A 25,027-nucleotide genomic window follows, 5' to 3' on the forward strand; every position below is an offset into this window, starting at 1 on the left:
CTAGTGTGAACGCTCACATTCGACAAGGGTCGTGTCGTGACACACCGCCGGCCGGGCGCGTGCCCGACCGACCCAGGGGTGCCGGCCCCCGTCCAGCTCCGGTGAACCCCGGGCGCGACGCCCGGGCAGACGGCCGCGGTGCCGGGTCCCCGCCCTCCTCGACGTCCGTGGACGTCGCGGGGCGGACCCGGCACCGCCGGCTCACCTCCGCCTGACGACCAGCACGCGCTGCAGGATCACGAAGACCAGGAGCAGCACGCCGATGACGATCTTGGTCCACCACGAGCTCAGCGTGCCCTCGAAGGTGATGATCGTCTGGATGAGGCCGAGCACGAGCACGCCCAGCACGGACCCGAGCACGAAGCCGGTCCCGCCCGTGAGCAGCGTGCCGCCGATGACGACGGCCGCGATCGCGTCGAGCTCCATCCCCACGCCCGTGAGCGAGTAGCCCGACCGCGAGAACATCGCGAAGAGCAGGCCGCCGATGCCGGCGCACGTGCCGCTCACCACGTACACGAGCACCTTGGTGCGCGCGACGGGCAGACCCATGAGCATCGCCGACTGCTCGCCGCCGCCGATCGCGTACACGGTGCGGCCGAACTGCGTGTAGTGCAGCACGTAGAACGCGATCGCGACGACGACCAGGGAGATGATGACCGCGGTCGTGATGCGCCAGCCGTCGCCGAACTCCTGGCTCCAGCCCGCGAGGGCCACGAACGACTCGTCCGTGATCGGGATCGACTGGAGCGAGATCACGTAGCACAGGCCTCGCGCGAGGAACATCGCCGCGAGCGTCGCGATGAACGGTTGGATGTCGAACACGTGCACCATCAACCCGACCGCGAGGCCGAGGACGGTCCCGATGAGGACCGAGATGAGGAGCACGACGGCGACGGGCCACCCGCTCTGGAGCAGCGACGCCGTCGTGATGCCGGAGAGCGCCACGACCGCGCCGACCGACAGGTCGATGCCTCCCGTGAGGATGACGAAGGTCATCCCGACCGCGAGCACGATGAGGAACGAGTTGTTGATGAAGAGGTTGGAGATGACGCGGGCCGAGAGGAAGTTCTCGTACCGGCTGCCACCCACCACGAGCATGAGCGCGAGCACCGCGAACGTGCCGAGGACCGGGAGGTAGCGCCGGTCGAGGCGGACGCGGCTCGTGAGTCGCTCGGTCATGGACGGGCCTCCGGGGGCGGCGGTCGCGGCGCCCCGGGGGTCGGGGGGCGAGGTCGGGGCAGGGGTCTGCACGGCGGACATCAGGCGCTCACCTCCGCGGCCGCGGCGGCCGTCGGGGCCGCGCGACGTCGTCGGGCGGCGACCAGGTCGCGCACCTTCGGGGACTGCGCGAGGCAGACCGCGATGACGACGATCGCCTTGAACAGGGGCGTGACGGACGGCGAGACGCCGAGCATGGTCACCGTGAGGGTGAGCGTCTGGATGATGAGGACGCCGACCAGGGTGCCCGAGAGCGAGAACTTGCCGCCCGCGAGCGACGTGCCGCCGATGACGACGGCGAGGATCGCGTCGAGCTCGATGAAGAGGCCGGCGTTGTTCGCGTCGGCCGCCATGGTGCTCGACGAGATCATGAGGCCCGCGAGGCCCGCGAACAGCGCGCACACCGCGTACACAGTCCAGATGATGCTGCGGGACTTGACGCCCGCGAGGCGGCTCGCCTCCGGGTTGATGCCGACGGACTCGATGAGCATGCCGAGCGCGGTCCGGCGCGTGAGCAGCGCGACCGCGGCGAACACCAGGCCCGCGAGCACGACCGCGACGGGGATCCCGAACCAGAAGCCGGAGCCGATCGCCTTGAACGGCGCGCTGTTGACCGTCGTGATCTGACCGCCCGTGATGAGCATCGCGACGCCGCGCCCCGCGGTCATGAGCACGAGCGTCGCGATGATGGGCTGGATCCCGAGGACCGAGACCAGGAAGCCGTTCCACACGCCGAGGACGAAGGACAGCGCGAGCGCGATCCCCGCGGCGACCAGGACCGTCGTCAGGCTCTCGGGCGAGGGCGACGACGCGATGAAGCTCAGCGCCACGGCGCCGGAGATCGCGACGACCGCGCCGACCGACAGGTCGATGCCCCGCGTCGCGATGACGAGCGTCATGCCGAGCGCGACGAGCAGCAGCGGCGCACCGTTCTTCAGCAGGTTGACGAGCGAGCCGAACAGGTGCCCGTCCTGGAGCCGGATCGACAGGAAGCTCGGCCTGTTGATGGTGTTGACCGCCAGCAGCACGACCAGCGCGACGATCGGCCAGAAGAGCCGGTGCTGGACGGCGCGCTGCCAGGCGGGTGCCGTGGTGCTCATGACTCCTGCCCTCCGCTCGCGATGAGCTCGACGACGTCCTCGACCGTGACGTCGTCGTCGTTGGTGATCTCCGCGACCTTGACGCGGTCGCGCATGACGGCGATGCGGTGGCTGAGCCGCAGCACCTCCTCGAGCTCGGCCGAGATGAACACGACCGACATGCCCTCGCCCGCGAGCTGGGCGACGAGCTTCTGGATCTCGGCCTTGGCACCGACGTCGATACCGCGCGTCGGCTCGTCGAGGATGAGCAGCTTGGGGGCCGTCGCGAGCCAGCGCGCGAGGAGCACCTTCTGCTGGTTGCCGCCCGAGAGGTTCTTGATGAGGGCGTCCGGGTTGCCGGGGCGGATCGCGAGCGCCTTGATGTACGTCTCGACGATCTCGTCGACCTGCTTCTTCGGCAGCCGTCGTGCCCAGCCGCGCTCCGCCTGGAGCCCGAGCACGATGTTCTCGCGGATCGTCAGGTCGCCCACGATGCCCTCGGCCTTGCGGTGCTCCGAGGAGAACGCGATCTTGCGCTGCATCGCGCTGCGCGGCGTGCGCAGGCGCGCGAGCGCGCCGCCGACGCGCACCTGGCCGGAGTCGGCGCGGTCCGCGCCGGCGAGCAGGCGCGCGAGCTCGGTGCGGCCCGAGCCGAGCAGGCCGGCGAGGCCCACGACCTCGCCCGGGTACACGTCGAGGTCGAACGGCTGCACGGAGCCCTTGCGACCGACCCCGAGGGCCTGGACGAACGGGGTCGTCCCGTCGCGGTCGGCGGCCGAGCGCTTGGGTGCCTCCTCGAGCTCCTCGAGCACCTCGAGCGAGGTGCCGATCATCTTGGAGACGAGCTCGAGGCGCGGGAGCTCGGCGGTCACGTACTCGCCGACGAGCTTCCCGTTGCGCAGGACCGTCATGCGGTCCGAGATCTCGTAGACCTGCTCGAGGAAGTGCGAGACGAAGAGGATCGCGACGCCCTCGTCGCGCAGCCGCCGCACGACGGCGAAGAGCTGGGCGACCTCGTCCGCGTCGAGGCTCGAGGTCGGCTCGTCGAGGATGAGGACCTTGCACTCGACGACGAGCGCGCGGCAGATCGCGACGAGCTGCTGCACGGCGAGCGAGTGGGCCGCGAGCGACGAGGCCGGGTCGATGTCGAGGTTGAGGCGGGCGAGCATCTCGCCCGCGCGGCGGCGGGTCGTGCGCCAGTCGATCGCGCCGAGGCGGCGCGGCTCGTGACCGAGCATGATGTTCTCGGCGACCGAGAGGTTCTCGCAGAGGTTGACCTCCTGGTACACCGGCGAGACGCCGGCGGCCTGGGCCTCGCCCGGGCCCGAGAACGTGTGCTCGGCGCCGTCGACGACGATGCGACCGGAGTCGATCGAGTAGACGCCGGTGAGCGCCTTGATGAGCGTCGACTTGCCGGCGCCGTTCTCGCCCATGAGGGCGTGGACCTCTCCGGGCCGGAGCGTGAGGTCGACTCCGTCGAGCGCCTTGACGCCCGGGAACTCGATCGAGATCCCGGTCATCTCGACGACGGGCCGACCGTCGGGGACGGCGGTAGTCATGGGTGACCTTCCGTGCAGCGGTGGCGGCGGGGCTGCCGGGCCCCGGGGCGCCTCAGGACGCCGGCGACGTCGGCATGCCGGCGGTGGTGCGTCGGCCGCGCGCCGGGGAGACGTGCTCTCCCGGCGCGCGACCCGTCCGTGGTGGCGGACCGGTCGGCGTCGACCGGCCCCGCCGGGCGGGCGGCCGTCCCGGATCGCTCCGGGACGGCCGCTCGGTTCCGGTCAGTACTCGCGCGTCGGGAGCGCCTCGATGGCCTGCTCCTGCGTGAAGGACTCGTCCTTCACGACGATGCGCTTCTCGACCTCCTCGCCGGCGAGGACCTTCTTGATGATGTCCGCCAGGTCCGGGCCGAGGAGCGGGTTGCACTCGACGATGAAGTTGATCTTGCCGTCGGCGAGCGCCTGCATGCCGTCCTTGACCGCGTCGACGGTGACGATCTTGATGTCCTCGCCCGGGACGAGACCCGCGGCCTCGATGGCCTCGATGGCGCCGAGGCCCATGTCGTCGTTGTGGGCGTAGACGAGGTCGATGTCGTCGTGCGCCTGGAGGAAGCCCTCCATGACCGTCTTGCCCTCGGCGCGCGTGAAGTTGCCCGTCTGGGAGTCGATGATCGTGACGTTCGGGTTGTCCTTCGTGGCGTTCTCGAACCCGGTCTTGCGGTCGATCGCGGGCGCCGCACCGGTGGTGCCCTGGAGCTCGACGACGTTCATCGGCTCCGTCGCGTTCTCGGAGACCCAGTCGCCGGCCATCTCACCCTCGAGGATGAAGTCCGAGCCGATGAACGACTCGTACAGCGTCTCGTCCTCGGAGTCGACCGCACGGTCGGTGAGGATCACGGGGATCCCGGCCTGCTTGGCCTCCTCGAGCACCGCGTCCCAGCCGGACTCGACGACCGGGGAGAACGCGATGACGTCCACGCCCTGCGCGATGTAGGAGCGGATCGCCTGGATCTGGTTCTCCTGCTTCTGCTGCGCGTCGGAGAACTTGAGGTCGAAGCCGTTCTCGGCCGTGAGCGTGTCCTGGATGGACTTGGTGTTCGCCGCGCGCCAGCCGGACTCGGCGCCCACCTGCGAGAAGCCGACGACGATCGTGTCGCCGCTGCCGCCGTCGCCGCCCGCGTCGTTGCTGCTGTCGTCCGTGCTGCCGCCCCCGCTGCTGCACGCCGCGAGCGCGAGGACCGCCACGCCGGCGAGGACACCCGTCAGACGCGTGCGCGCCTTGGTCGTGCTGAACATGCTCTCCTCCTTGAGATGCGACCTCGGCGCCGTGCCGAGGGTCGTCGGGTCGTGCCAGCCCACCATCGGGCTGTTGACTCTTGTTGATACATGTTTGCTTGTGTCAATGTCTAGCGGTGTCAGCACCCCTCCCGCAAGCCCCGACCCGGCTTTCCGCATAACCGTTCGGTAACCGTTGTGGTCACCGCCCGGCACTGCGACGTGCCGTCCGGGCGGAGCCTGCCGGAGCGCCGAGCCCCAGACCTGCGAATGTGATCGCTCACACCCTCCCGAGAGACGATGTTAGCGCTCACACGCGCGGAGGGGAAGCCGTCACCCGTCACGGTTCGGTCACGGCCGCGAGGCCACGCCCGGACCTGCGCAGACGGCTCCCCCGACCGTGTCAGAGGCCCTGCGCGACGCGGTAGAACACCTGGTTCCACCGCACCTGGTCGCGGAAGCCCCGGCGCGTCGTGCTCTCGTCGATGACCAGCAGCTCGGTGCGGGCGATGTCGGCGAAGACCTCGAACGCGTCGATGCCGGCCGCGGTGGAGAGCACCGTGTGGTGCGCGCCGCCCGCGGTGAGCCATGCCTCGGCGGACGTCGCGAAGTCGGGGCGCGGCTCCCACACCGCCCGCGCGACCGGCAGGTGCGGCAGGGGGGCCGAGGGCGCGACGACGTCGACCACGTTGGCCGTGAGACGGAACCGGTCGCGCATGTCCGCGAGGGACACGACGACGCCGACGCCCGGGTCGGCGTCGAACACCATGCGGACAGGGTCCTCCTTGCCGCCGATCCCGAGCGGGTGGATCTCGACCCGGGGCTTCGACGTCGTGAGCGACGGGCAGATCTCGAGCATGTGCGCGCCGAGGATCTTCTCGCTGCCGGGCGTGAGGTCGTAGGTGTAGTCCTCCATGAGCGACGCACCGCCCGGGAGGCCCTCGCCCATGACCTTCGCGGCGCGCACGAGGACGGCGGTCTTCCAGTCGCCCTCGGCGCCGAAGCCGTAGCCCTTGGCCATGAGGCGCTGGACGGCGATGCCGGGGAGCTGGCGAAGGTCGCCGAGGTCCTCGAAGTTCGTGGTGAACGCCTTGGCGCCCACCGACTCGAGGAACGTCTCGAGCGCGATCTCCTGCCGGGCCGCGTAGCGCAGCGACGCGTGCCGCTCGCCGTCCTTGCGCAGCTCGGGGACCACGTCGTACAGGGCCTCGTACTCCGCGACGAGCGCGTCGACGTCGGCCTCGGAGACCTCCTCGACCGCGCGCACGAGGTCGTTCACGCCCCACGTGTTCACGCTCACACCGAACCGGAGCTCGGCCTCGGTCTTGTCGCCCTCGGTCACCGCGACGTTGCGCATGTTGTCGCCGAAGCGGGCCAGGCGCAGCTCGTGCGTCGCGGCCCAGCCGGCGGCGCCGCGCACCCACGACCCCACGCGCGCGGTGACGGCCGGGTTCGACACGTGCCCGACGACCGTCGTGCGCGCGACCCCCAGGCGCGTCGCGACGTACGCGTACTCGCGGTCGCCGTGCGCGGCCTGGTTGAGGTTCATGAAGTCGAAGTCGATCGTGTCCCACGGCAGCTCGACGTTCGCCTGCGTGTGCAGGTGCAGCAGCGGCTTGCGGAGCTGGTCGAGGCCCCCGATCCACATCTTCGCGGGGCTGAACGTGTGCATCCACGTCACGACGCCCAGCACGCGGTCGTCCGCGTTGGCGTCCAGCATCGCGCGCCGGATCGAGCCGGCGTCCTTGAGGACGGGCTTCCAGACCACGTTCGCCGGGACGTCGGGGGACGCGTCGAGGACGCGCGCGACCTCCTGGGACTGCTCGGCGACCTGCCGCAGCGTCTCCTCCCCGTACAGGTCCTGGCTCCCGGTGAGGAACCAGATCTCGCGGTCCGCGTAGGGCTTGCTCATGTCTGTCCACATCTCTCGTGTCGTGGGGCGGTCCCGCACCGCTGCGGTCCTGTCCCGGGTGGTCGTGCTGCTGTCGTGCTGCTGTCGTGCCCCGCGTGCCCGGTGCGCCGCGCGCCGTGGGGCCGGCTCGGCCGCGGGGGACGGCACCGACCCGTGGTCAGCGCGGGTCGGGCGCGGGCTGCTGCCCGTAGACGTGCTGGTACCGCGCGTAGAGCGAGTCGACGTCGTCCTGCGCGATGCGCGTGGGCTCGCCGAGCTGTCGGCTGACGTGCACGGTCCGCGCGACCTCCTCGCACATCACGGCCGCCTTGACCGCCGCGCGCGCGTCCTTGCCGATCGTGAACGGCCCGTGGTTGCGCATGAGGACCGCGGGGCTCCGGGAGTCCCGCAGCGTCTCGACGATGCCGCGCCCGATCGAGTCGTCGCCGATGAGCGCGAACGGGCCGACGGGGATGTCGCCGCCGAACTCGTCGGCCATCATCGTCAGGACGCACGGGACCGGCTCCCCGCGCGCGGCCCACGCCGTCGCGTACGTCGAGTGCGTGTGCACCACGCCGCCCACGTCCGGCAGGTGCCGGTAGACGTAGGCGTGCGCCGCCGTGTCGGACGACGGCGACCGGTCGCCCTCGACGAGCGCCGCGTCGAGGTCGCACACGACCATCGCCGCGGGGGTGATGTCGTCGTACGCCACGCCCGACGGCTTGATGACGAGCAGGTCGCCCGAGCCGTCGGGGCGCGTGGTGTCCCGGACGCGCTCGGACACGTTGCCGGCGGTCCAGACGACGAGCTCCCACCGCGGGAGCTCGGCGTGCAGCGCGGCGACGCGCTCCTTGGCGGCGTCGACGGCGTCGCGCAGGTGCGCGGGCACCGTCGCCGTCGCGGCACCGGGTGCGGCACCCACGTCCGCGGCAGGGGTGGGCGTGCTCATGCGGGGTCCTCTCCTTCGGTACGGGCGGGCAGCGCTGTCACGGCGGCACGCTCGACGGCGAGCCCCGCCGCGTAGCGCTCGAGGTACGCGGCGAAGCCGGCGACGTCGACGGGGTCGGGGGCGACGGTCTCGACGTCCGCCGTCGCGAACACGTGCTCACGCAGGTACGCGCCGAGGTCGTGGGCGGCGCCGTCGGTCGACCGGGACGCGGTGCCCGCCGACGCCCGGTCGCGCGCGAAGCCGGCCAGGACCGCGATGCCCCACGCACCGCCCTCCCCCGCCGTGCGCCCGACGCTCACCGGCGCGTCGATCGCCGCGGCGAGCAGCCGCTGCGCGACGCCAGCGGTGCGGAACATGCCGCCGTGCGCGAGCATCCCGTCGAGCCGGACGCCCTCGCCCGCGAGGACGCGCATGCCGAGCGCGAGGGTCCCGAAGGCGCCGTACACCTGCGTGCGGGCGAAGTTGGCGAGCGTGAGGCGGCTGCCGGGCGTGCGCACGACGAGCGGCCGGCCCTCGTCCAGGCCCGTGATCGGCTCGCCGGCGAGGTAGTTGTAGGCGAGCAGGCCGCCGCCGTCGGCGTCGCCGTCGAGCGCGGCACGGAAGAGCGCGCCGAACACGTCGTCCGGGCTCGCGTCGGAGCCGACGGCCGCGGCGAGCTCGCCCAGCAGGCTCGCCCACGCGTCGAGCTCGCTCGCCCCGTTGTTGCAGTGGACCATCGCCACGAGGTCGCCCGCGGGCGTCGTCACGAGGTCGAGCTCGTGGTGCACACCGGCCAGCGGGCCCTCCAGCACGACCATCGCGAAGATGCTCGTGCCCGCGCTGACGTTGCCGGTCCGCGGCGCGACGGCGTTCGTGGCGACCATGCCCGTGCCGGCGTCGCCCTCGGGCGGGCAGAGCCGGACTCCGGGGGTCAGCGTGCCCGACGGGTCGAGCCACGCGGCGCCCTCGGCCGTGAGCCGGCCCGCGTCCGCGCCCGCGACGAGCACGTCCGGCAGGAGCTCGGCGAGCTTGGGCCCGTCCCGGCGCGTCGCGACGCGCTCGTCGACGAGCGCGAGGAGCGCGTGGTCGTAGTCGCGCGTCGCCGGGTCGACCGGGAACATGCCGGACGCGTCCCCGACCCCGAGGACGTGGCGGCCCGTGAGCCGCCGATGGACGTACCCGGCAAGCGTCGTGAGCGACGCGACGCGCGCCGCGTGGGGCTCGGCGTCGAGGATCGCCTGGTACCAGTGCGCGACCGACCAGCGCAGCGGGACGTTGTACCCGAGCAGCTCGGTGAGCTCGGCGGCGGCCGGGCCGGTCGATGTGTTGCGCCACGTGCGGAACGGGACGAGCAGCTCGCCGTCGGCGTCGAACGCGAGGTAGCCGTGCATCATCGCGGAGACGCCGAGCGCGCCGTAGGTCGTGGGACGCACGCCGTACCGCTCCTCGACGTCGTCGACGAGGCGCGCGTAGCAGTCGCGCAACCCCGCCTCGACGGCGTCGAGCGGGTACGTCCACGTGCCGTCCTCGAACCGGTTCTCCCACGCGTGGCTCCCGCTCGCGAGGGGCGTGCCCTCCGCGTCCACGAGGCACGCCTTGATCCGCGTCGACCCGAGCTCGATGCCGAGCGCGGTCTCCCCTGCCACGACGGCCGCCCGACGGCGGCCGACCTCGTCCTGCTGCACCATTGCTGCTTCTCCTCGTCGCGGCGTCGCGCCTCGGTCGTTGAGTTCCACTTCGAATGTTAGCGCTCACAACCGGCGAGGCCAACTCCCCCGGCGTCCGCTCTCGTGAGCGGACGTGCGCGCGCTCAGGTGCGCGGCGTGGTCGTGCTCTCGCGCACCATGAGCTCGGGCGGGATCGACACGGGCCGGACCGTCGCACCGGACAGGGCGTCGATCATCATCCCCATGCACCGGCGGCCGAGCGAGCCGAAGGGCTGGCGCACGGTGGTCAGGGGCGGGATGAAGTGCCCTGCCCCCGCGACGTCGTCGAAGCCCACGACCGAGACGTCGGCCGGCACGCGCACGCCCTGCTCCCAGAACGCGCGCAGCAGCCCGAGCGCGAGCTGGTCGTTCCCGGCGAAGACCGCGGTCGGACCGTCGCCCGTACGGACCGCGTCCGCGAGTTCCTTCCCGACGGCGTAGCCGCGGTCCGACGACCAGTCGCCGCGCACGGGCTCGGGCACGGGCGCCCCCTGCTCCTCGAGCGCGGCCCGCCAGCCCGTCTCGCGCTCGCGCGCGTCGAACCAGTCGAGCGGGCCGGAGAGGTGCAGCACGGTGGCGTGCCCGAGGCCGAGCAGGTGCTCGGTCGCGAGCCGCGCGCCGAGCCGCTGGTCGACGGCGATCGAGAGGATCGCGCCCGGCGCCCCGAGCGCCCCGGCGCCCGGACGCACGACGTCTGCCGGCTCGCCCTCGCCCGGGTGGTCCCGCGCCGCGATCATGATGACCGGCACCGGCGCCCGGAACGAGTCGACCGCCGCCGCGACGTCGGTCTGGGGCGCGATGACGACGATGCCCTCGACGCCCTGGTCCATGAAGTGCTCGAGCACCCGGTGCATCGTGTCCGCGTCGTAGCGCCGGATCGTCGCGACGCTCACGAAGTACCCCTGCTCGCGGGCCGCCTCCTCGACCGCGATGAGGGTCGACGTCGGCCCGTAGAGCGCGGAGCCCGTGGTGACGACGCCGATCGTCCCCGAGCGCATCGTGACGAGCGCGCGCGCCGCGCTGTTGCGCCGGTAGCCGAGCGTCGCGATCGCGTCGAGGACGCGGTCCCGGGTCTCGGGTCGCACGCTCGGGTGGTCGTTGAGCACGCGGGAGACCGTCTGGTGCGACACCCCGGCGAGGCGCGCGACGTCCGACATCGCGGGCGGGCGCGTGCGGGGGGACGGGCCGTCGCTCACCGCTCGTCCCCCCCGGCCTCCGGGCGCGGCCCCGGTGCGGCCGCGAGCGCCGCGGCGAGCTCGGCCGAGCGGTCGCGCGCGGCCTCGAGCGCGTCCAGGAACGCGGCGCGCACACCGCCCGCGTCGAGGCGGCGCAGCGCGGCGACCGTGGTGCCGCCCGGCGACGACACGCGCTCGCGCGCGATCGCCGGGTGCTCCCCGGTCTCGCGCAGCATCGTCGCCGCGCCGTGCACGGTCGCGGTGGCGAGCTCGAGCGCCGTCGCGCGGGTGAGCCCCAGCAGGACGCCCGCCTCGGCGAGCGCGTCGATCACGTAGAAGACGTACGCCGGGCCGGAGCCCGAGAGCGCCCCGACCGCGTCCTGGTCCTTCTCCGCGACGCGCACGACGAGCCCCGTCGCGGACAGCAGGCGCTCGACGAGCGCGACGTCGTCGTCGCTCGCCGCGGCACCGCCGCTCACCGCGCTCACCCCGGCGCCCACGACGGACGGCGTGTTGGGCATGACCCGCACCACGGCGGTCCCCGCCGGCAGCCGGTCCTCGTAGAACGCCGTCGGCAGCCCGACGACGACGCTCACCACGACCGTCCCCGCGCCCACCGCGTCGTGGACCTCGGCGAGCAGCGCCGCGACGTCCTTGGGCTTCACCGCGACGACCACCACACCGGCACCGCGCACGGCCTCGACGTTGTCCTGGGTCGTCCGGACCCCGTGGCGCGTCGCGAGCTCCTCGCCGCGCTCAGGCCGGCGGACCGTCGCGACGACGTCGGCGGGGTCCCAGCCCGACGCGAGCGCGCCCGCGAGGACGGTCTCCCCCATGACGCCCGTGCCGAGGACGGCGAGCCGGCGCTCGGGGACGGGCGCGGGCGAGGTCGGCAGGTCGGTCATGGACGATCAGCTCCCGGTGGTCGGTGAAGGCATTCTTGCGCACCCGGCGGGTGCTCGGGGCCGTCGCGGCGTCCGTGGGGACGCCGTCGCGGGCGCCGCGGGCTCCCCGGGACGGTGCCCGCCAGGGGCGAGCTGGAGTCGGGGCGGGTCCGTGCCGGCGTCGAGGACGGTCAGAGCGGGAAGGCCTCGTACACGTCGGTGACGACGTCGGCGGGCCCGGTGGCCTGCAGGACCGCGGTGCCGTTGCGCCAGGTGACGGTCGCCTGGCCGTCTGCGGCGGGCGTCACGGCGTACGTGCCCGCGACCTCCCCGGCGACCTCGACGTCGCCCGTGTCGGTCGGCTCTCCCGCCGCGGCGAGGAGGTCCGTCGCGGCCGTCTCCGCCTCGGCGACCGTGGGCCACTGGCCGGCGAGCACCGTGACCGTCGTCGCGTCGTCCCTCTCGCCGTCCGCGTACACGAGCTCGTACGCCTCGAGTGCCCGCGCCGCGGTCCACGCGTCCGTCGCCGAGTCGCTGCGCAGCACCAGGTCGAGCACGGTGTCCGGGAGCGCCGTCGCGAACGCGGTCGTCCCGGTCCGGGCGGCGGGCTCGAGCGTCGGGGTGGGCGGGTCGGCCGTGACCGTGACCGTCGGCTCGGGGTCGGCCGCGGCGTCCGCGCGGGCGAAGCCGGGCCATCCCCAGGCCAGGAGCGCGACCACGAGACCGACGACGAGCAGCAGCCCGACGATCACCACGAGCCGGCGGCGCCGGTAGACGGCCGCCGACGCGGGCCGGGAGTGGCGTCGGTCGCTCGCGCCCACGGCGTCGGTGGGGCGACGCGGCGACGACCCCCCGGCGGTCGCGGGGCGTGCGGGGGTGGCGGCGCGTCCCGTCGGGCTCCCGCCGGGCGGCTGGCTCATCGCGCGTACCTCCGCTGCTCTCGGTCCTCGCGGGCCCGGTCCTCGCAGGCCCGGGCTCTGCGGCCAAGCGTAGGACGCGCACGTGCCCGACCCCCCGCGCTCGTGCGGGGTGTCGGGCACGTGTCGGCGGTTCACCCGCCCGTCATCGCCCGGGAGGCGTCCGGGTCGTCACCCGCAGCCCAGGGCCGTGTGCTCCGCCGTGGTCTCCGTCGAGACCTCGACGCCTTCGACGGTGCTGGTCGCGTGCACGACGACGGTGCCCGCCTCGACCGTCGCCGCGCGGACCGCGAACGACTGGTAGGCGCTCTTCCCCGGGGCGACCGCCGGGAACGACCGCGTGCCGTACGGCGTCTCGAGCACCAGGTCGACCGGGGCGTCGTGACCGTGGGTGGCGACCACGGCGACGTAGGCCTTCCCGGCGAGGCAGCGCGCCTGCGCCGTGACGGTGACGGGCAGCTCGGGCTCCGGACCGCCCGTGCCCGGGTCGTCCGCGAACGCCCGCCACTCGGTGACCGCCACCGCGGAGTAGGTCGTCCCGTTCCCGTTCGCCGAGAAGGTCGCCCGCAGGCGCGACGTGGTGACGGGGTCGAACGTCACGGTGTTGAACGCGGTCGTGCTCGTGCCGTACCCGGAGGGGTCTGCCACCGGGACCCACGCCTGCGCAGCCTCGTCCCAGTACTCGAGCACCCAGGAGTCCGGACGGACGACGCCGTCGCCGCTGCCGGGGTTCGAGTCCCGCCAGAACTTCAGCTCGGCGCCCGTGAGGCGGATCGGTCGTGACCAGTCGTACCGCACCCACTGGGTCGCGGGCCGGGTACCCGACCAGGTGCCCCAGATCTGGGCCTGGCTCGGGTTCGCCGGGTCGGCGTCGTCGTTGAGCGCGCCGACGCTGTTCCACCCCGCGGTGTACGACGCGCTCGCCGCGGCGATCGGCGCGACGTTGCCCGTGAGGGGCCCGGAGACGTCCGCGGGGACGGTCACGAGCTTCGGCGTCTCCGCGTTGCCCGCGACGTCGACCGCCCGGAACGACACCCGGTGCTGGCTCGCGTCCGGGGCAGCCACCGGGCCGGCGTAGGTCTGCCACGCGCCCGTGCCGATCGCGTACTCGACGCGGGCGACGCCTGACGTCGCGTCGGTCGCGGTGACCGTCACCGTCCGCGCGGCCTCGTCGAGCACGCCCGTGCTGACGGGCGCCACCCGGTCGATCCGGACGTCGAGCGCCGCCTCGTCCGAGACGTTCCCCGCACGGTCTGCGGCCGTCGCGAGGACGCGGTGCTCGCCGTCGCCCGTCACGGCGACCTCCGTGGTCCGCGCCGGCTCCGTGCTGACCGGGGCGCCGTCGTCCACACGCGTCGTGAGGACCACGCGCCCGCCCGAGTCGTCGGCGCCGTCGACCCGGGCCCGGACGTCGGAGCGGAACCAGCCGTCGCTGCCGGCGCTGCCCAGCGGCGTGAGCGTCACGGTCGGCGCGGTCTCGTCGCCCTCCACCGCCTCGGCCGGGATCACGGTGACCTCCGTGCTCACGCGACCGCCCGCGTAGCCGAGCACGGACCCCTCGACCGCGAAGGTGCCGGGCGCGGCGACGTCGTCGGCGGTGACCTCGTCCCAGAAGGCGGGGACCTGGAGGGTCTCGCCGCCCGCGAACGTCACCGGGACCGTGCCCGGCAGGGCGGTCTCGCCGACCTCCACCGTCACCCCGGGCGGGTCGACGGCGGCGGGCTGCTCGGCGAGGACCTTCCACTCCTCGACGGCCACGGCCGAGTACGTGCTGCCGTTCGTCGAGGCGTCGAGGACGGCGCGCACCTGCGTCGTCGTGACCGGGTCGAACGTCGTGTCCTGGAAGCCGCTCGTGCCGGTGCCGTAGGCGCTGGGGTTCGGCACGTCGACCCACGCGCCGCCGTCGGACGCGTCCCAGTACTGGATGCGCCACGACGCGGGGGCGGCGACACCGACGCCCGTGCCCTGGGGCTGGTCGTTCCAGAACTCGATCTGCGAGCCGGCGAGGCGCATCGGCCGGTCCCACGTGTACTGGACCCACTGCTGGGGCGGGTTGCTGCCCGTCCACGTGCCCCACATGTCCGGGGGCAGCGGGTTGGGCCGCACGATCTCGTCGTTGAGCGCCTTCTTCCAGTACTGCGTGGGCACGGGCTCGTTCGAGACCGTGACCGTCGCCTCCTGCGCGACGTTCGCGCGCGGCGTCGTGTCCTTGACCGCGGCGGGCGTCGTGACGATCGGCTTCATGCGCGGCGGCGACTGCGTGTCGTCCCACTCGACGCGGTCGATCGCGACCGAGCGCCGGAAGTGGTTGCCGCCCTCGGCGTCGGCCGTGTGGTACGCGATCCACCACTCGCCGTCGAACTCGAGGATGCCGGGGTGGCTCGTCGTCGACGACACCGGCGCGAGGACCGTGCCCCGGTAGGTCCACGGCCCCTGGGGGGTCGACGCCGTCGCGTACGCGATGCACGCGTGGTAGTTCGCCGGGGTGCACGCCGACGTCGGGCCAGCGTTGTTGCCCGCGTACGCCAGGTAGTACGTCCCGTCCCGCTCGAACGCCCACGCCGCCTCGAAGAAGCCGGTGAGCCCGGTGACCGTCCGGACCTGGCCGACCGGGGTCTTCATGTCCTGCGCGAGCTCGAGCATGCGCAGGTTCGAGAAGCTGCCCCACCACACGTAGACGCGGGCGTCGTCGCCCTCGCCGTCCACGAGGACCGTCGGGTCGATGTTGTGGATCGTGTTCGGGGTCGGGACCCGCTGGGAGATGATCGGCGCGCCGACGTGGTCGGTCCACGGTCCGGTCGGGGAGTCGGACACGGCGACGCCGATGCCGAACGCGTCGCTCGCGGGACTGTTCGCCTCGTTCACGGGGACGTACCAGTAGTAGCGCCCGTCGACGCCCGCGACGACCTGCCCCGCATACGCGCGGCCCGGCGTCGCCCAGTCGAACACGTCCTCGGGCCGCATGAGCGACGGGTGGTGCGTCCACTCCCCCGCGTCCACGTCGCTCGTCACGAACGCGCCCCACTCGTTCATGACGAAGTCGTTGCGCGTCGGGCCGGCCTCGTCGTGGCCGGTGTAGACGTAGAGCTCGTCCTCGCCGGAGTCGTTGCCGGGCGCGCCCGCGGGGACGACGAGCGGCGCGGGGTCGGCCGAGTAGTAGCTCCCGTCACCGAGGATCGGGTTCTCGGTGCTCGTGAACGTGTACGGGTCCGCGGCGGCCGCCGGGGCCGCGGTCGCGGCGATCCCGGTGAGCGCCAGCCCGGCGCTGAGCACGCTCGCGAGCGCTCGTCTCGCTCGGTCCCCGCCGTGCGACGGTCGGGCGGTCGGTCGGTCGGTCATGGCCTGGTCTCCTGACGATCGGGCCGCGCGGCGCGGCCTGTTGGTCCTGCGTGGAGGTCGTGCGCCCCGGGAGTTCCCTCGGCCCCCGGGGCGCACGGTCGTGGAGCCCGTGCCGGCGGGCAGGACGTGCCGGGTGCGCGGCCGGCCGACGGTGACGCCCCCGCGAGCGGGGGTCGGACGCGTCACCGCCGTCGTCGCGGCACCGTCGTCGCGCGCGGGGTGGCGGTCGTGACGGGCGGGCCGACGGCGCCGCGCACCTCGGCGGTGCGGCGTGCGGGCCGTCGTCGCGCTCGCGTCGTCACGGGCGTGCACCTCTCGTCGTCGAGCCGGTCGTCCGGTGCCGACCCTGCCACACTCGGAAACCTGATCGCAATGGTTTTCGGTGCGAGCTCGCGTGTTTGGCCGCGACGCACGGGCCACGCCGCCGCCCTCGGGCAGCGAGGAACCGCGGGATAGCGCGCGCGAGCACGCCACGGCCTCGACTCAGCCGAGGTGCAGCAGAAGAAAGTCAGCCGACCCGGTTTTCGGACTGCGGCCCGTGCTCGTGGTGGCGCTCCGCACGCACGCGGGCACGCGTGGTGGCGATGGAGACGAGAAGGCCGACCACGACGAGGTCGAGCACGATCTGGATCATCGCCACGATCTTCGCCCCCTCGCCGACCGGGTGGACGTCGCCGTACCCGACGGTCCCGAGCGTCACCACGGCGAAGTACAGCGCGTCCGTGCGGTTCTCGATGCCGACGAACTGGTCGGCCATGAGGTAGTAGGCGAGCGCGAAGAACGTGACGATCGGGAGGAGCAGCCCCATCACCGACTGGACCCGGACGCTCGGCGTCCCCCAGGCGCGCAGCTGACGGCGCACCTGGACCACGAGGAGCGCGCACAGCAGCGCCAGCCCGACGCCGAACGCGACGAGCTGGACGACCTCCGGGGCCTCGTCGGTCGGCAACGGCACCCCGTAGTAGACCGTGAGGCACGCCGTCGTGGAGGCGACCGTGAGGATGAGCGTCCACCACGGGCTGTCGTGCGGGAGCCTGCGCATGCGCCCAGCATCCCGCGCGAGGGCGTTCCCGTCGCGGCGTCGCGCCGGTGTCGGCGGTCGTGACTAGGTTGGGCGCGTGACGTCGTCGACCACGGCTGCCCGCTCCGCGGCCGCCAAGCGCTCCCGCCCCGCCTACCGCTGCTCCGAGTGCGGCTGGACCACGGCCAAGTGGGTGGGGCGCTGCGGCGAGTGCCAGGAGTGGGGCACCGTGACCGAGGACGCCCCGGCGGCCTCGGGACCGCGGACGACCGCGGTCACGCCCACCCGCTCGCCTGCCCGCCCCATCGGGGAGATCAGCGTCGAGGCCGCCCGCGCGACCCCGACCGGGGTCTCGGAGTTCGACCGTGTGCTCGGCGGCGGCATCGTGCCCGGCGCCGTGGTCCTGCTCGCCGGGGAACCGGGGGTCGGCAAGTCGACCCTGCTCCTCGCCGTCGCGAGCAACGTCGCGGCCGGCGGGTCGGACCTGCCGACGGTGCGCCCGGTCGGCGAGCGCGCGACCGAGGGCGCCCGCCCGGCCCTGACGCCGCGGCGCGTCCTCTACATCACGGGCGAGGAGTCGGGGGGGCAGGTGCGGCTGCGCGCCGAGCGCGTCGGCGCCCTCGCGCCCGGCCTCCTCCTGGCGTCCGAGACCGACCTCGCGACCGTGCTCGGCCACATCGAGGCGACCGAGCCGGACCTGCTCGTCGTGGACTCCGTGCAGACCATCGCGTCCGCCCAGGTCGAGGGGGCGCCCGGCGGTGTGAGCCAGGTGCGCGAGGTCGCGGCGTCGCTCATCGCGGCGGCGAAGGCCCGCGACCTGCCGGTCGTCCTCGTGGGGCACGTCACCAAGGACGGCTCGGTCGCCGGGCCGCGCACGCTCGAGCACCTCGTCGACGTGGTGTGCCAGTTCGAGGGCGACCGGCACTCCCGTCTGCGGCTCGTGCGCGCCGTGAAGAACCGCTACGGCCCGACGGACGAGGTCGGCTGCTTCGACCTCACGGAGAACGGCATCGTGGGTCTCGCCGACCCGAGCGGGCTGTTCCTCTCGCACACCGGCGCCGGGTCGCCCGGCACGTGCGTCACCGTGACGCTCGAGGGGCGGCGCCCGCTCGCGCTCGAGATCCAGTCGCTCGTCGTGCCCAGCTCGCTGACCAACCCGCGCCGCACCACGAGCGGCGTGGACTCGAGCCGGCTCGCGATGATCCTCGCCGTCATGCACCGCCACGCGGGTGTGCGGCTCGTCGACCAGGACGTGTACGCGTCGACCGTCGGCGGCGCCAAGGTCACCGAGCCCGCCGCCGACCTCTCGATCGCTCTCGCCGTGCTCTCCGCGCGCGAGGACGAGGCGCTGCCGCAGGGCACCGTGGCGTTCGGCGAGGTCGGCCTCGCGGGCGACATCCGCCCCGTCACGGGCCTGGACCGCCGCCTCGCCGAGGCCGCGCGCCTCGGCTTCACGCGCGCCGTCGTGCCGCGCGGGTCGTTCCCGCGACCCGTTGAGGGCATGACGATCCTCCCCGCGCGCCACCTGGGCGAGGCCGTCGAGCTCGCGCGGACCTGAGGACGCGGCCAGGGGCGGTCAGCCGTCCGACCGACCGCCGGCGAGCGCCCACCACTGGAGCAGCATGATGGTCTTGCCGTCGACGATGCGACCGTCGCCGACCATCGCCAGCGCGTCGTCGAGCGCGAGCTCGACGACCTCGATGTCCTCGCCCTCGGCCGCCACCCCTCCGCCCGCGCCCGTGCGGTCGCGCGGCGTGTAGGGCGCCGCGAAGAAGTGCACCTTCTCGGTGACGGACCCCGGGCTCATGTAGGCGGTGAAGACACGCGCGACCGGCCCGACGGTCACGCCCAGCTCCTCCGCGACCTCGCGCCGGATCGCGGTCTCGGGATCGTCGTCGTCCAGAAGGCCGGCGGCCGCCTCCAGGAGCATGCCGTCCTCGTGGTCGTTGACGTACGCCGGGAACCGGAACTGCCGCGTGAGCAGGACGGTCGACCGCGCCGCGTCGTGGAGCAGGATCGTCGCCCCGTCCCCACGGTCGTACGTCTCGCGCTGGAGCGTCTGCCAGCGCCCATCCCGGCGCCGGAGGTCGAAGGTCGTGCGGCGCAGCACGTGCCACCCCTGCGACGTGAGCTCGACGTCGCGGACGACGACGTCCGGGTTGCGTCGCAGCGCACGACCGGCCCGGTCGAGACCCGTGCGGCCGCGGTGGTCGGGGACGTCGACCCCGGGGACCCCGCTCACCGGGCGCTCGCGGCAGGGGTCTCGTCGCGGCGGGGCAGCTCGGAGACGTCGTGGTAGACGGGGAGGCCACGGGCCGTGGCGATCGCGACATCCTGGTCGGCCCCTGCCGACTCGCCGGGCAGGCGCAGCACGGCGTCGCAGTGCTCCAGGAGGCGCTGCGCGGTCGGGTAGAGCACGTCGGCCGCCAGGTCGTCGTCCACCGTGGCGCCCGCCGAGCGCAGGACAGGGAGCGCGACCCACTCGCCGATCATGGGGACGTGCCCCGCGGCGAAGACGGGCCAGGCCGCCTCCTCGAGGCGGCGCAGGTTGGCCGCCATGGCGGCGTGGTCGCCGTCGGTCCCGGAGCGGTAGGGGCCGGCGATGAGGACGAGCAGGGGTCGGTTCATGCCCCTAGAATAGGCATGAACGTGCACGAGCAAGAATGAACGAGGAGAACCATGCTGGCCGCCGAGAGACGTGACCTCCTGCTCGCGACCCTCCGCCGTGACGGCAAGATCGTCGCGAAGACCGCCGCGGCAGAGCTCGGGCTCTCGGAGGACAGCATCCGCCGGGACCTGCGCGAGCTGGCCGCCGAGGGGCTCTGCCAGCGCGTGTACGGCGGGGCGCTGCCCGTCTCGCCGGCCGTCGCCGACTACGCGGGACGCCGGCAGGTCGCGGTCGCGGGCAAGGAGCGGGTGGCGGCCGCCGCGGTCCGCCTGATCGACCCCGGGAGCACCGTCATCCTCGACGGCGGGACGACGGCCCTCGCCGTCGCGGCGGCGCTGCCGCCGGACCTGCGGTGCACGGTGGTGACCCACAGCCCGACCGTCGCGACGGCGCTCGTCGAGCACCCGGTCGCCGACGTGATCGTCCTCGGCGGCAGGCTCTTCAAGCACTCGGCGGTCACCAGCGGGGCCGCGACGGTCGAGGCCGCGCAGCACGTGTCGGCCGACCTGTTCCTGCTCGGCGTCACCGGCATCCACCCGGACGCCGGGCTCACCACGGGCGACCCGGACGAGGCGGCGACGAAGCGTGCCCTCGCGGCGCGCGCGGCCGAGACGTACGTGCTGGGCTCGTCGGAGAAGGTCGGGGCCGCGTCGCCGTTCCGCGTGGTCGGATTCGCCGACGTCGCCGGCGTCGTCACCGACGCCGACCCCGCGTCGGAGGTCGTCCGCGCGCTCAGCGAACGGACCCGCGTGCTCCCCGCCTGACGACGTCAGAACGTGCAGGAACGTGCAGGCTGCGAGCTGGCCCGTATCCCGCGACGGACAGGGCGACAACCGTCGTCGCCGCCGCGAGCAGCGTGGCGAGCACCATGTGGCCGCCCAACGCCAGGACGGGCAGCCCGTGGCGCGCCTGGTAGAGGCCCAGCAGCACCTGGACGCCCTCGAGCGCGAGGAGCGCGAGGAGCCAGCCCCGGACCGGCATGCGGCGCGCCCACGCCACGACGGTGAGCGCGCCGGTGACGGCCACGAGCACGTAGCTCGGCCAGGCGTGCACGTGCTGCAGGAGGGTCGCGTCGAACCCGTTGCGGCCCGCCTGCGCATCTCCCGAGTGCGGCCCCGCGCCCGTGGTGAGGACGCCGAGGAGGATCGTCACGACCGCCGTCGCCACGAGGACCGCCGTCGCCGCCCGGAACGCCGCAGGCGCGCGCCCCGTCCCGTCGCCGTCGGGGACGGGACGGAGGCGGACGAGGAACGCCGCGCACACGCACGCGAGCGCGACCGAGGCGACGTAGTGGAACCCGACGACGAACGGGTTGAGCCCGGTGAGCACGGTCACCCCGCCCACGAGCGCCTGGGCCACGACGCCCAGCACGACCGTGCCCGCGAGGAGCGCGAGGTCCCGGCGCTCGTGCCGCACCCGGACGACCAGGAGCAGCACGACCACCGCGGCGACGCCGACGACGCCCGCCAGGGTGCGGTTGCCGAACTCGATGAGTCCGTGGACGCCCATCTCCGGGGTGCTCACGAGCGAGTCGGGCGTGCACAGGGGCCACGTCGGGCAGCCCAGCCCCGACGAGGTCAGCCGGACGGCTCCGCCGGTCGCCACGAGGAGCACCTGGACGGCGAAGGAGACCCACGCCGCCACGACGACCCGCCGGTCGAGCCGGTCGGGCAGCCGTCGCCACCACCGCCGCAGCGCGGGCTCCACGACGTCCGCCCGGTCGGCCACCCGCTGGTCCGCGCTCACCGACCCACCGAGCCCAGGAACGGCACGAGCGCCTCGGTGATGCGCTCCCGCGCGTCGTCGTCCGAGATCGTGGGCGTCCCGTCGCCCGGCTGCGCGCCGTAGTCGCCGAACTGGGCGTGCGTCGCGCCGTCGATGCGCACGCGCTCGGCGCCGGGCGGCAGGAGCGCCCGCGAGGACGCGATCGACTCCTCGTCGACGAGGCCGTCCTGCGTGCCCGTCACGGTGAGGGCGGCCAGGTCGGAGCGGCCGGAGAGGTCCCCGAGCGAGCAGTACGACGCGAGGAGGACGAGGGCGCGCACCTCCTCCGACTCGGCGTACGTGCACGCCCGCACGCCACCCATGCTGTGCCCGCCGACGGCCCAGGCGTCGACCTCGGGGGCGAGCGCCGTGAACGCCTCGAACGGTCGGCGCTCCAGCAGCGCGAGGTGGAGGAACGGCTCGACGAGGACGACCGTCGTGCCCTGCGCGGCGACCTCCTGGAACGTCGCCGCGTACGCCTGCGGCTCGACCTTGGCCCCCGCGAGGAACACGAGGCCGCTGCCGTCCCCCTCCCCCGCGGGCCGGAGGACGACGACGTCGCCCCGGTCGTCCAGGCGGACGCGCGGGTCGTCCTGCACGGCGGCGAGACCCGCCGGCTCGGCGGCGAAGGTGTCGTCGGCCCACACGAGGAAGGCGCCGACCGCGACGACGAGCAGGCCGAGCAGCACGAGCGCGACCGTCACGAGCACGCGGCGGACCCGGGACCGACGGGGTGCCGGCGGCGTGGCGGCGGGGCGGTCCGATGGCGGGGCGCCGTCGTCGAGAGCGTGCTGCGCCGGGGGCGCGAGCGGAGAGGGCATGGGGCGGCTCCGGAGAACGTAGATGGTACGGCTACCGTAGCATCTCGCTTTGTAGGCTGGTCCGATGAGCCAGCACCCCGACGCCGGGCCGGCGCTGTCGGTCCACCTGCTCCGGGACCTCCAGGACGCGATCGGCGAGGCCACCTCCGCCCTGGCGCACCGGCTGCGGATGAGCGCCACGGACGCCGCCGCCCTCGAGCATGTCGCGCTGGCGGACCAGCCACTGGGGCCCGGCGAGCTCGGCGCGCGGCTCGCCGTCACCCGCTCGTCGGCCACCGAGGTCGTGGACCGGCTCGCGCGCGCCGGGCACGTCGAGCGCGTCCGGGACGAGGCCGACCGGCGCCGGTACCGCCTCGAGCCCACCGCCGCCGCCCGGTCGCGCGTCCGCGCCGAGCTCGACCCGCTCCGCCGTTCCCTGGACTCCGCCGCCGACGGCTTCTCGCCCGCGCAGCAGCAGGTGATCGCCGCGTACCTGCGTGCGGTGACCTCCGCCTACCGCTCCTACGCGGCCGCGCCGGACGACGCCCCGGGGTCCCCCCGCTCCCGCCGGTGACCTCCGGACGGCGTGAGCGGGAGGCGCCCGGCCGCGTCGAGACCGGATCGTGACCGGATTGTGGCCCGCCGCCGCGGGTTCGCCGGGGTGGAAAAGGGCTCACAGCGTAGGATTCCTCCGTGGCCAACTCCCCCGCGCACCCCGACGAGATGCTCCGGGAGACCCTTGCCGCCGTGGCACCCGGAACCGAGCTCCGTGACGGTCTCGAACGCATCCTGCGCGGCCGGACCGGCGCGCTCATCGTGCTCGGCCTGGACAAGGTCGTCGAGGAGATGTGCTCGGGCGGCTTCGTGCTCGACGTCGGCTTCTCCGCGACGCGGCTGCGCGAGCTGTCGAAGATGGACGGCGCGGTCGTGCTCGACCGCGACGCGAACCGCATCCTGCGCGCGGCCGTCCAGCTCCTGCCGGACCCGACGATCGAGACGACCGAGTCCGGGACGCGGCACCGCACCGCGGAGCGCGTCGCCAAGCAGAGCGGGTTCCCGGTCATCTCGGTGAGCCAGTCCATGCGGATCGTCGCCCTGTACGTCGGCGGCCAGCGGCACGTCCTCGAGGACTCCGACACGATCCTGTCGCGAGCCAACCAGGCGCTCGCGACGCTCGAGCGCTACCGCGCCCGCCTCGACGAGGTGTCGGGCACGCTCTCCGCGCTCGAGATCGAGGACCTCGTCACGGTCCGGGACGTGTGCGCCGTCGTGCAGCGCCTCGAGATGGTCGCACGCATCTCCGAGGAGATCGCCGGGTACGTCATCGAGCTCGGCACCGACGGCCGGCTCCTCGCGCTCCAGCTCGACGAGCTCATCGGCGGCATCGGCTCGGACCGCGAGTTCGTCATCCGCGACTACGTGGACCTCGGCCGCAAGGACCGCTCGCTCGCCGACGTCCAGAAGTCGCTCGGCGGCCTGGACTCGACCCAGCTCCTCGACCTCGGCCAGATCGGTCGCGTGCTCGACCTCCCCGGCGGCGGCGACGCGCTCGACGCCGCCGTCGCGCCGCACGGGTACCGCCTCCTCTCGAAGGTCCCGCGTCTGCCCGCGACGATCATCGACCGGCTCGTCGCCCACTTCGGCGGGCTGCAGAAGCTCCTCGCCGCGAGCATCGACGACCTCATGACGGTCGACGGGGTCGGCGAGCAGCGTGCCCGCGCGGTGCGGGAGGGTCTGTCGCGGCTCGCGGAGTCGAGCATCCTCGAGCGCTACGTCTGAACCACCTGACCGTCCGACCGACGAGCCTGCACGGAGGGGGACCGTGGACCACGTCGACGAGTGGTCGGCACTGGCCGACGCCTGGGCTCGCTGGTGGGCGCCCGCCGCTGCCCCGGCCCAGCAGGCGATCCTCGACGCCGCCGGCATCGGGCCGGGCGCCCGCGTGCTCGACGTCGGGTGCGGCACGGGCGAGCTCGTCGCCATGGCCCTCGCCCGCGGCGCCGAGGCAGCGGGGTGCGACGCGGCGGCCGGGATGATCGACGTCGCCCGCCGGCACGGCCCGGGCGCCGACCTGCGCGTCGCGCAGGCCGAGCACCTTCCCTGGCCCGACGACACGTTCGACCTCGTGACGCTCGTCAACGCCCTCGCGTTCACCGACGTCGCCAAGACCCTGAGCGAGTGCCGTCGCGTCGGCGAGCTGGTCGGCGTCGCGACGTGGGCCGAGGACGCCCTCAACGACCTCACCGTGCTCGAGCGGGCCGTCGCCGGTGAGGACCACGAGCCGAGCGACGAGAGCCGCGAGGAGGGCCACCTCGGCGCGCTCCTGACCGAGCACGGCTTCACCGTCGTCGCGGAAGGGGTGTCGGACGCACCGATGCCGCTCGCCGACGCGGACGAGGTCGTCGCCGCGATCATGTTCGGCGAGTCGGACGACCTGCGCGCCGAGCTCCGCCCGGACGTCCTCGCCGCGGCCCGCCCCTTCCGCCGCCCCGACGGCACCTACCTCCTCCGCAACTCCTTCCGCTGGGCCCTCGCCCGCCGCTGACACACTCCCGACCTGCCGAGGGAGAACCGTGGTTCGCCGCGGTAGAACGCTGGTCGGTCGAGGTACAGCGCTGGTTCTTGTGGCCGACGACGTCGGTCGCCCGCCGTCGTGAAGGTGCGGAACAGTGCTGGGCCACGACAGCGAGTCGCGGGAGGTGAGAGGCGAGACGAACCCCACCACGCGGGCAGTCGCCCGGGTGAGCGACGACCAGGGCGAGACGAAGCCGGTCGGGGTGGGTGGTGGTGCCGCGTCGTGGCGGGCCTGGCGGGAGCCGCGAGGAACGAGCGGCGGATGGTAGACGCGGCGCCACCACCCACC

21 protein-coding genes are annotated in these 25,027 nt (G+C 73.9%); 5 read left to right on the top strand and 16 right to left on the bottom strand.

Annotation, left to right across the window (positions count from 1 at the left end; genetic code table 11):
* Positions 1-201 precede the first annotated feature (201 nt).
* The 12 genes from yjfF to ACFVN3_RS03140 all read right to left on the bottom strand — a co-directional run bounded on the left by yjfF (position 202) and on the right by ACFVN3_RS03140 (position 16,953).
* A complete protein-coding gene (yjfF, locus tag ACFVN3_RS03085) occupies positions 202-1,179 on the bottom strand; it encodes a galactofuranose ABC transporter, permease protein YjfF (RefSeq protein WP_378230448.1) in 978 nt (325 codons plus the stop codon).
* A gap of 80 nt (positions 1,180-1,259) precedes the next feature.
* A complete protein-coding gene (locus ACFVN3_RS03090; protein ID WP_378230450.1) occupies positions 1,260-2,318 on the bottom strand; it encodes an ABC transporter permease in 1,059 nt (352 codons plus the stop codon).
* Positions 2,315-3,856, bottom strand: a complete 1,542-nt coding sequence (locus ACFVN3_RS03095) for a sugar ABC transporter ATP-binding protein (RefSeq protein WP_378230452.1) — start codon at positions 3,854-3,856, stop codon at positions 2,315-2,317. The genes ACFVN3_RS03090 and ACFVN3_RS03095 overlap by 4 nt, the downstream gene beginning before the upstream one ends.
* A 222-nt stretch (positions 3,857-4,078) precedes the next feature.
* On the bottom strand, positions 4,079-5,092 hold the full coding sequence (locus ACFVN3_RS03100; RefSeq protein ID WP_378230454.1) for an ABC transporter substrate-binding protein: 1,014 nt from the start codon (positions 5,090-5,092) through the stop codon (positions 4,079-4,081).
* 382 nt (positions 5,093-5,474) lie between these two features.
* Entirely contained in the window at positions 5,475-6,983 is a 1,509-nt protein-coding gene (gene araA / locus ACFVN3_RS03105) for an L-arabinose isomerase (protein WP_378230456.1), read from the bottom strand.
* A gap of 157 nt (positions 6,984-7,140) precedes the next feature.
* Positions 7,141-7,911: an L-ribulose-5-phosphate 4-epimerase gene (locus tag ACFVN3_RS03110; protein WP_378230458.1), complete on the bottom strand. Its 771-nt coding sequence runs from the start codon at positions 7,909-7,911 to the stop codon at positions 7,141-7,143.
* Positions 7,908-9,578: a xylulokinase gene (locus tag ACFVN3_RS03115; protein ID WP_378230460.1), complete on the bottom strand. Its 1,671-nt coding sequence runs from the start codon at positions 9,576-9,578 to the stop codon at positions 7,908-7,910. Before ACFVN3_RS03115 ends, ACFVN3_RS03110 begins: the two co-directional genes overlap by 4 nt.
* A gap of 122 nt (positions 9,579-9,700) precedes the next feature.
* Positions 9,701-10,753, bottom strand: coding sequence for a LacI family DNA-binding transcriptional regulator (locus ACFVN3_RS03120; protein ID WP_378231363.1), 1,053 nt, complete (start codon positions 10,751-10,753; stop codon positions 9,701-9,703).
* A gap of 35 nt (positions 10,754-10,788) precedes the next feature.
* On the bottom strand, positions 10,789-11,676 hold the full coding sequence (gene proC / locus ACFVN3_RS03125) for a pyrroline-5-carboxylate reductase (protein WP_378230462.1): 888 nt from the start codon (positions 11,674-11,676) through the stop codon (positions 10,789-10,791).
* A 170-nt stretch (positions 11,677-11,846) separates the two neighbouring features.
* Positions 11,847-12,575: a hypothetical protein gene (locus tag ACFVN3_RS03130; RefSeq protein ID WP_378230464.1), complete on the bottom strand. Its 729-nt coding sequence runs from the start codon at positions 12,573-12,575 to the stop codon at positions 11,847-11,849.
* 168 nt (positions 12,576-12,743) lie between these two features.
* Positions 12,744-15,911 carry a family 43 glycosylhydrolase gene (locus ACFVN3_RS03135; protein WP_378230466.1) on the bottom strand — a complete coding sequence of 1,056 codons (3,168 nt, stop codon included), beginning with the start codon at positions 15,909-15,911 and terminating at the stop codon, positions 12,744-12,746.
* A gap of 508 nt (positions 15,912-16,419) precedes the next feature.
* Positions 16,420-16,953, bottom strand: coding sequence for a potassium channel family protein (locus tag ACFVN3_RS03140; RefSeq protein WP_378230468.1), 534 nt, complete (start codon positions 16,951-16,953; stop codon positions 16,420-16,422).
* Between the two features lie 76 nt (positions 16,954-17,029).
* Between ACFVN3_RS03140 and ACFVN3_RS03145 the strand changes: the two genes are divergently transcribed.
* Positions 17,030-18,490, top strand: coding sequence for a DNA repair protein RadA (locus ACFVN3_RS03145; protein ID WP_378230470.1), 1,461 nt, complete (start codon positions 17,030-17,032; stop codon positions 18,488-18,490).
* Between the two features lie 18 nt (positions 18,491-18,508).
* Here the strand turns inward: ACFVN3_RS03145 and ACFVN3_RS03150 are convergent, their stop codons facing one another.
* Positions 18,509-19,174, bottom strand: a complete 666-nt coding sequence (locus ACFVN3_RS03150) for an NUDIX domain-containing protein (RefSeq protein ID WP_378230472.1) — start codon at positions 19,172-19,174, stop codon at positions 18,509-18,511.
* A complete protein-coding gene (locus ACFVN3_RS03155; RefSeq protein WP_378230474.1) occupies positions 19,171-19,560 on the bottom strand; it encodes a DUF4406 domain-containing protein in 390 nt (129 codons plus the stop codon). The genes ACFVN3_RS03150 and ACFVN3_RS03155 overlap by 4 nt, the downstream gene beginning before the upstream one ends.
* 51 nt (positions 19,561-19,611) lie before the next feature.
* On the opposite strand from ACFVN3_RS03155, the gene ACFVN3_RS03160 reads away from it, so the two are divergent.
* Complete coding sequence (locus ACFVN3_RS03160; protein WP_378230476.1) at positions 19,612-20,364, top strand: DeoR/GlpR family DNA-binding transcription regulator; 753 nt, start codon at positions 19,612-19,614, stop codon at positions 20,362-20,364.
* Here the strand turns inward: ACFVN3_RS03160 and ACFVN3_RS03165 are convergent.
* Positions 20,333-21,346, bottom strand: coding sequence for a heme A synthase (locus tag ACFVN3_RS03165; protein ID WP_378230479.1), 1,014 nt, complete (start codon positions 21,344-21,346; stop codon positions 20,333-20,335). The genes ACFVN3_RS03160 and ACFVN3_RS03165 overlap by 32 nt on opposite strands.
* Positions 21,343-22,185, bottom strand: a complete 843-nt coding sequence (locus tag ACFVN3_RS03170; RefSeq protein ID WP_378230481.1) for an alpha/beta hydrolase — start codon at positions 22,183-22,185, stop codon at positions 21,343-21,345. The genes ACFVN3_RS03165 and ACFVN3_RS03170 overlap by 4 nt, the downstream gene beginning before the upstream one ends.
* 64 nt (positions 22,186-22,249) lie before the next feature.
* Here ACFVN3_RS03170 and ACFVN3_RS03175 point away from each other — a divergent pair, with 64 nt between their 5' ends.
* The 3 genes from ACFVN3_RS03175 (at position 22,250) to ACFVN3_RS03185 (ending at position 24,709) form a co-directional block, all read left to right on the top strand.
* Complete coding sequence (locus ACFVN3_RS03175) at positions 22,250-22,738, top strand: MarR family winged helix-turn-helix transcriptional regulator (protein ID WP_378230483.1); 489 nt, start codon at positions 22,250-22,252, stop codon at positions 22,736-22,738.
* A 119-nt stretch (positions 22,739-22,857) separates the two neighbouring features.
* Positions 22,858-23,943, top strand: a complete 1,086-nt coding sequence (gene disA, locus ACFVN3_RS03180; RefSeq protein WP_378230485.1) for a DNA integrity scanning diadenylate cyclase DisA — start codon at positions 22,858-22,860, stop codon at positions 23,941-23,943.
* Positions 23,944-23,986: 43 nt separating this feature from the next.
* Complete coding sequence (locus tag ACFVN3_RS03185; protein WP_378230487.1) at positions 23,987-24,709, top strand: class I SAM-dependent methyltransferase; 723 nt, start codon at positions 23,987-23,989, stop codon at positions 24,707-24,709.
* The last annotated feature ends 318 nt before the right edge of the window (positions 24,710-25,027 follow it).

It is taken from the genome of Cellulosimicrobium sp. NPDC057862 (genome assembly GCF_042797035.1).
In the GTDB taxonomy this organism is placed as follows: domain Bacteria; phylum Actinomycetota; class Actinomycetes; order Actinomycetales; family Cellulomonadaceae; genus Cellulosimicrobium.

Excerpts from the sequence above, each read along its gene's own strand:
- yjfF (WP_378230448.1), bottom strand. The coding sequence starts at position 1,179 with ATGACCGAGCGACTCACGAGCCGCGTCCGCCTCGACCGGCGCTACCTC.
- ACFVN3_RS03090 (WP_378230450.1), bottom strand. The coding sequence starts at position 2,318 with ATGAGCACCACGGCACCCGCCTGGCAGCGCGCCGTCCAGCACCGGCTC.
- ACFVN3_RS03095 (WP_378230452.1), bottom strand. The coding sequence starts at position 3,856 with ATGACTACCGCCGTCCCCGACGGTCGGCCCGTCGTCGAGATGACCGGG.
- ACFVN3_RS03100 (WP_378230454.1), bottom strand. The coding sequence starts at position 5,092 with ATGTTCAGCACGACCAAGGCGCGCACGCGTCTGACGGGTGTCCTCGCC.
- araA (WP_378230456.1), bottom strand. The coding sequence starts at position 6,983 with ATGAGCAAGCCCTACGCGGACCGCGAGATCTGGTTCCTCACCGGGAGC.
- ACFVN3_RS03110 (WP_378230458.1), bottom strand. The coding sequence starts at position 7,911 with ATGAGCACGCCCACCCCTGCCGCGGACGTGGGTGCCGCACCCGGTGCC.
- ACFVN3_RS03115 (WP_378230460.1), bottom strand. The coding sequence starts at position 9,578 with ATGGTGCAGCAGGACGAGGTCGGCCGCCGTCGGGCGGCCGTCGTGGCA.
- ACFVN3_RS03120 (WP_378231363.1), bottom strand. The coding sequence starts at position 10,753 with ATGTCGGACGTCGCGCGCCTCGCCGGGGTGTCGCACCAGACGGTCTCC.
- proC (WP_378230462.1), bottom strand. The coding sequence starts at position 11,676 with ATGACCGACCTGCCGACCTCGCCCGCGCCCGTCCCCGAGCGCCGGCTC.
- ACFVN3_RS03130 (WP_378230464.1), bottom strand. The coding sequence starts at position 12,575 with ATGAGCCAGCCGCCCGGCGGGAGCCCGACGGGACGCGCCGCCACCCCC.
- ACFVN3_RS03135 (WP_378230466.1), bottom strand. The coding sequence starts at position 15,911 with ATGACCGACCGACCGACCGCCCGACCGTCGCACGGCGGGGACCGAGCG.
- ACFVN3_RS03140 (WP_378230468.1), bottom strand. The coding sequence starts at position 16,953 with ATGCGCAGGCTCCCGCACGACAGCCCGTGGTGGACGCTCATCCTCACG.
- ACFVN3_RS03155 (WP_378230474.1), bottom strand. The coding sequence starts at position 19,560 with ATGAACCGACCCCTGCTCGTCCTCATCGCCGGCCCCTACCGCTCCGGG.
- ACFVN3_RS03160 (WP_378230476.1), top strand. The coding sequence starts at position 19,612 with ATGCTGGCCGCCGAGAGACGTGACCTCCTGCTCGCGACCCTCCGCCGT.
- ACFVN3_RS03170 (WP_378230481.1), bottom strand. The coding sequence starts at position 22,185 with ATGCCCTCTCCGCTCGCGCCCCCGGCGCAGCACGCTCTCGACGACGGC.
- ACFVN3_RS03175 (WP_378230483.1), top strand. The coding sequence starts at position 22,250 with ATGAGCCAGCACCCCGACGCCGGGCCGGCGCTGTCGGTCCACCTGCTC.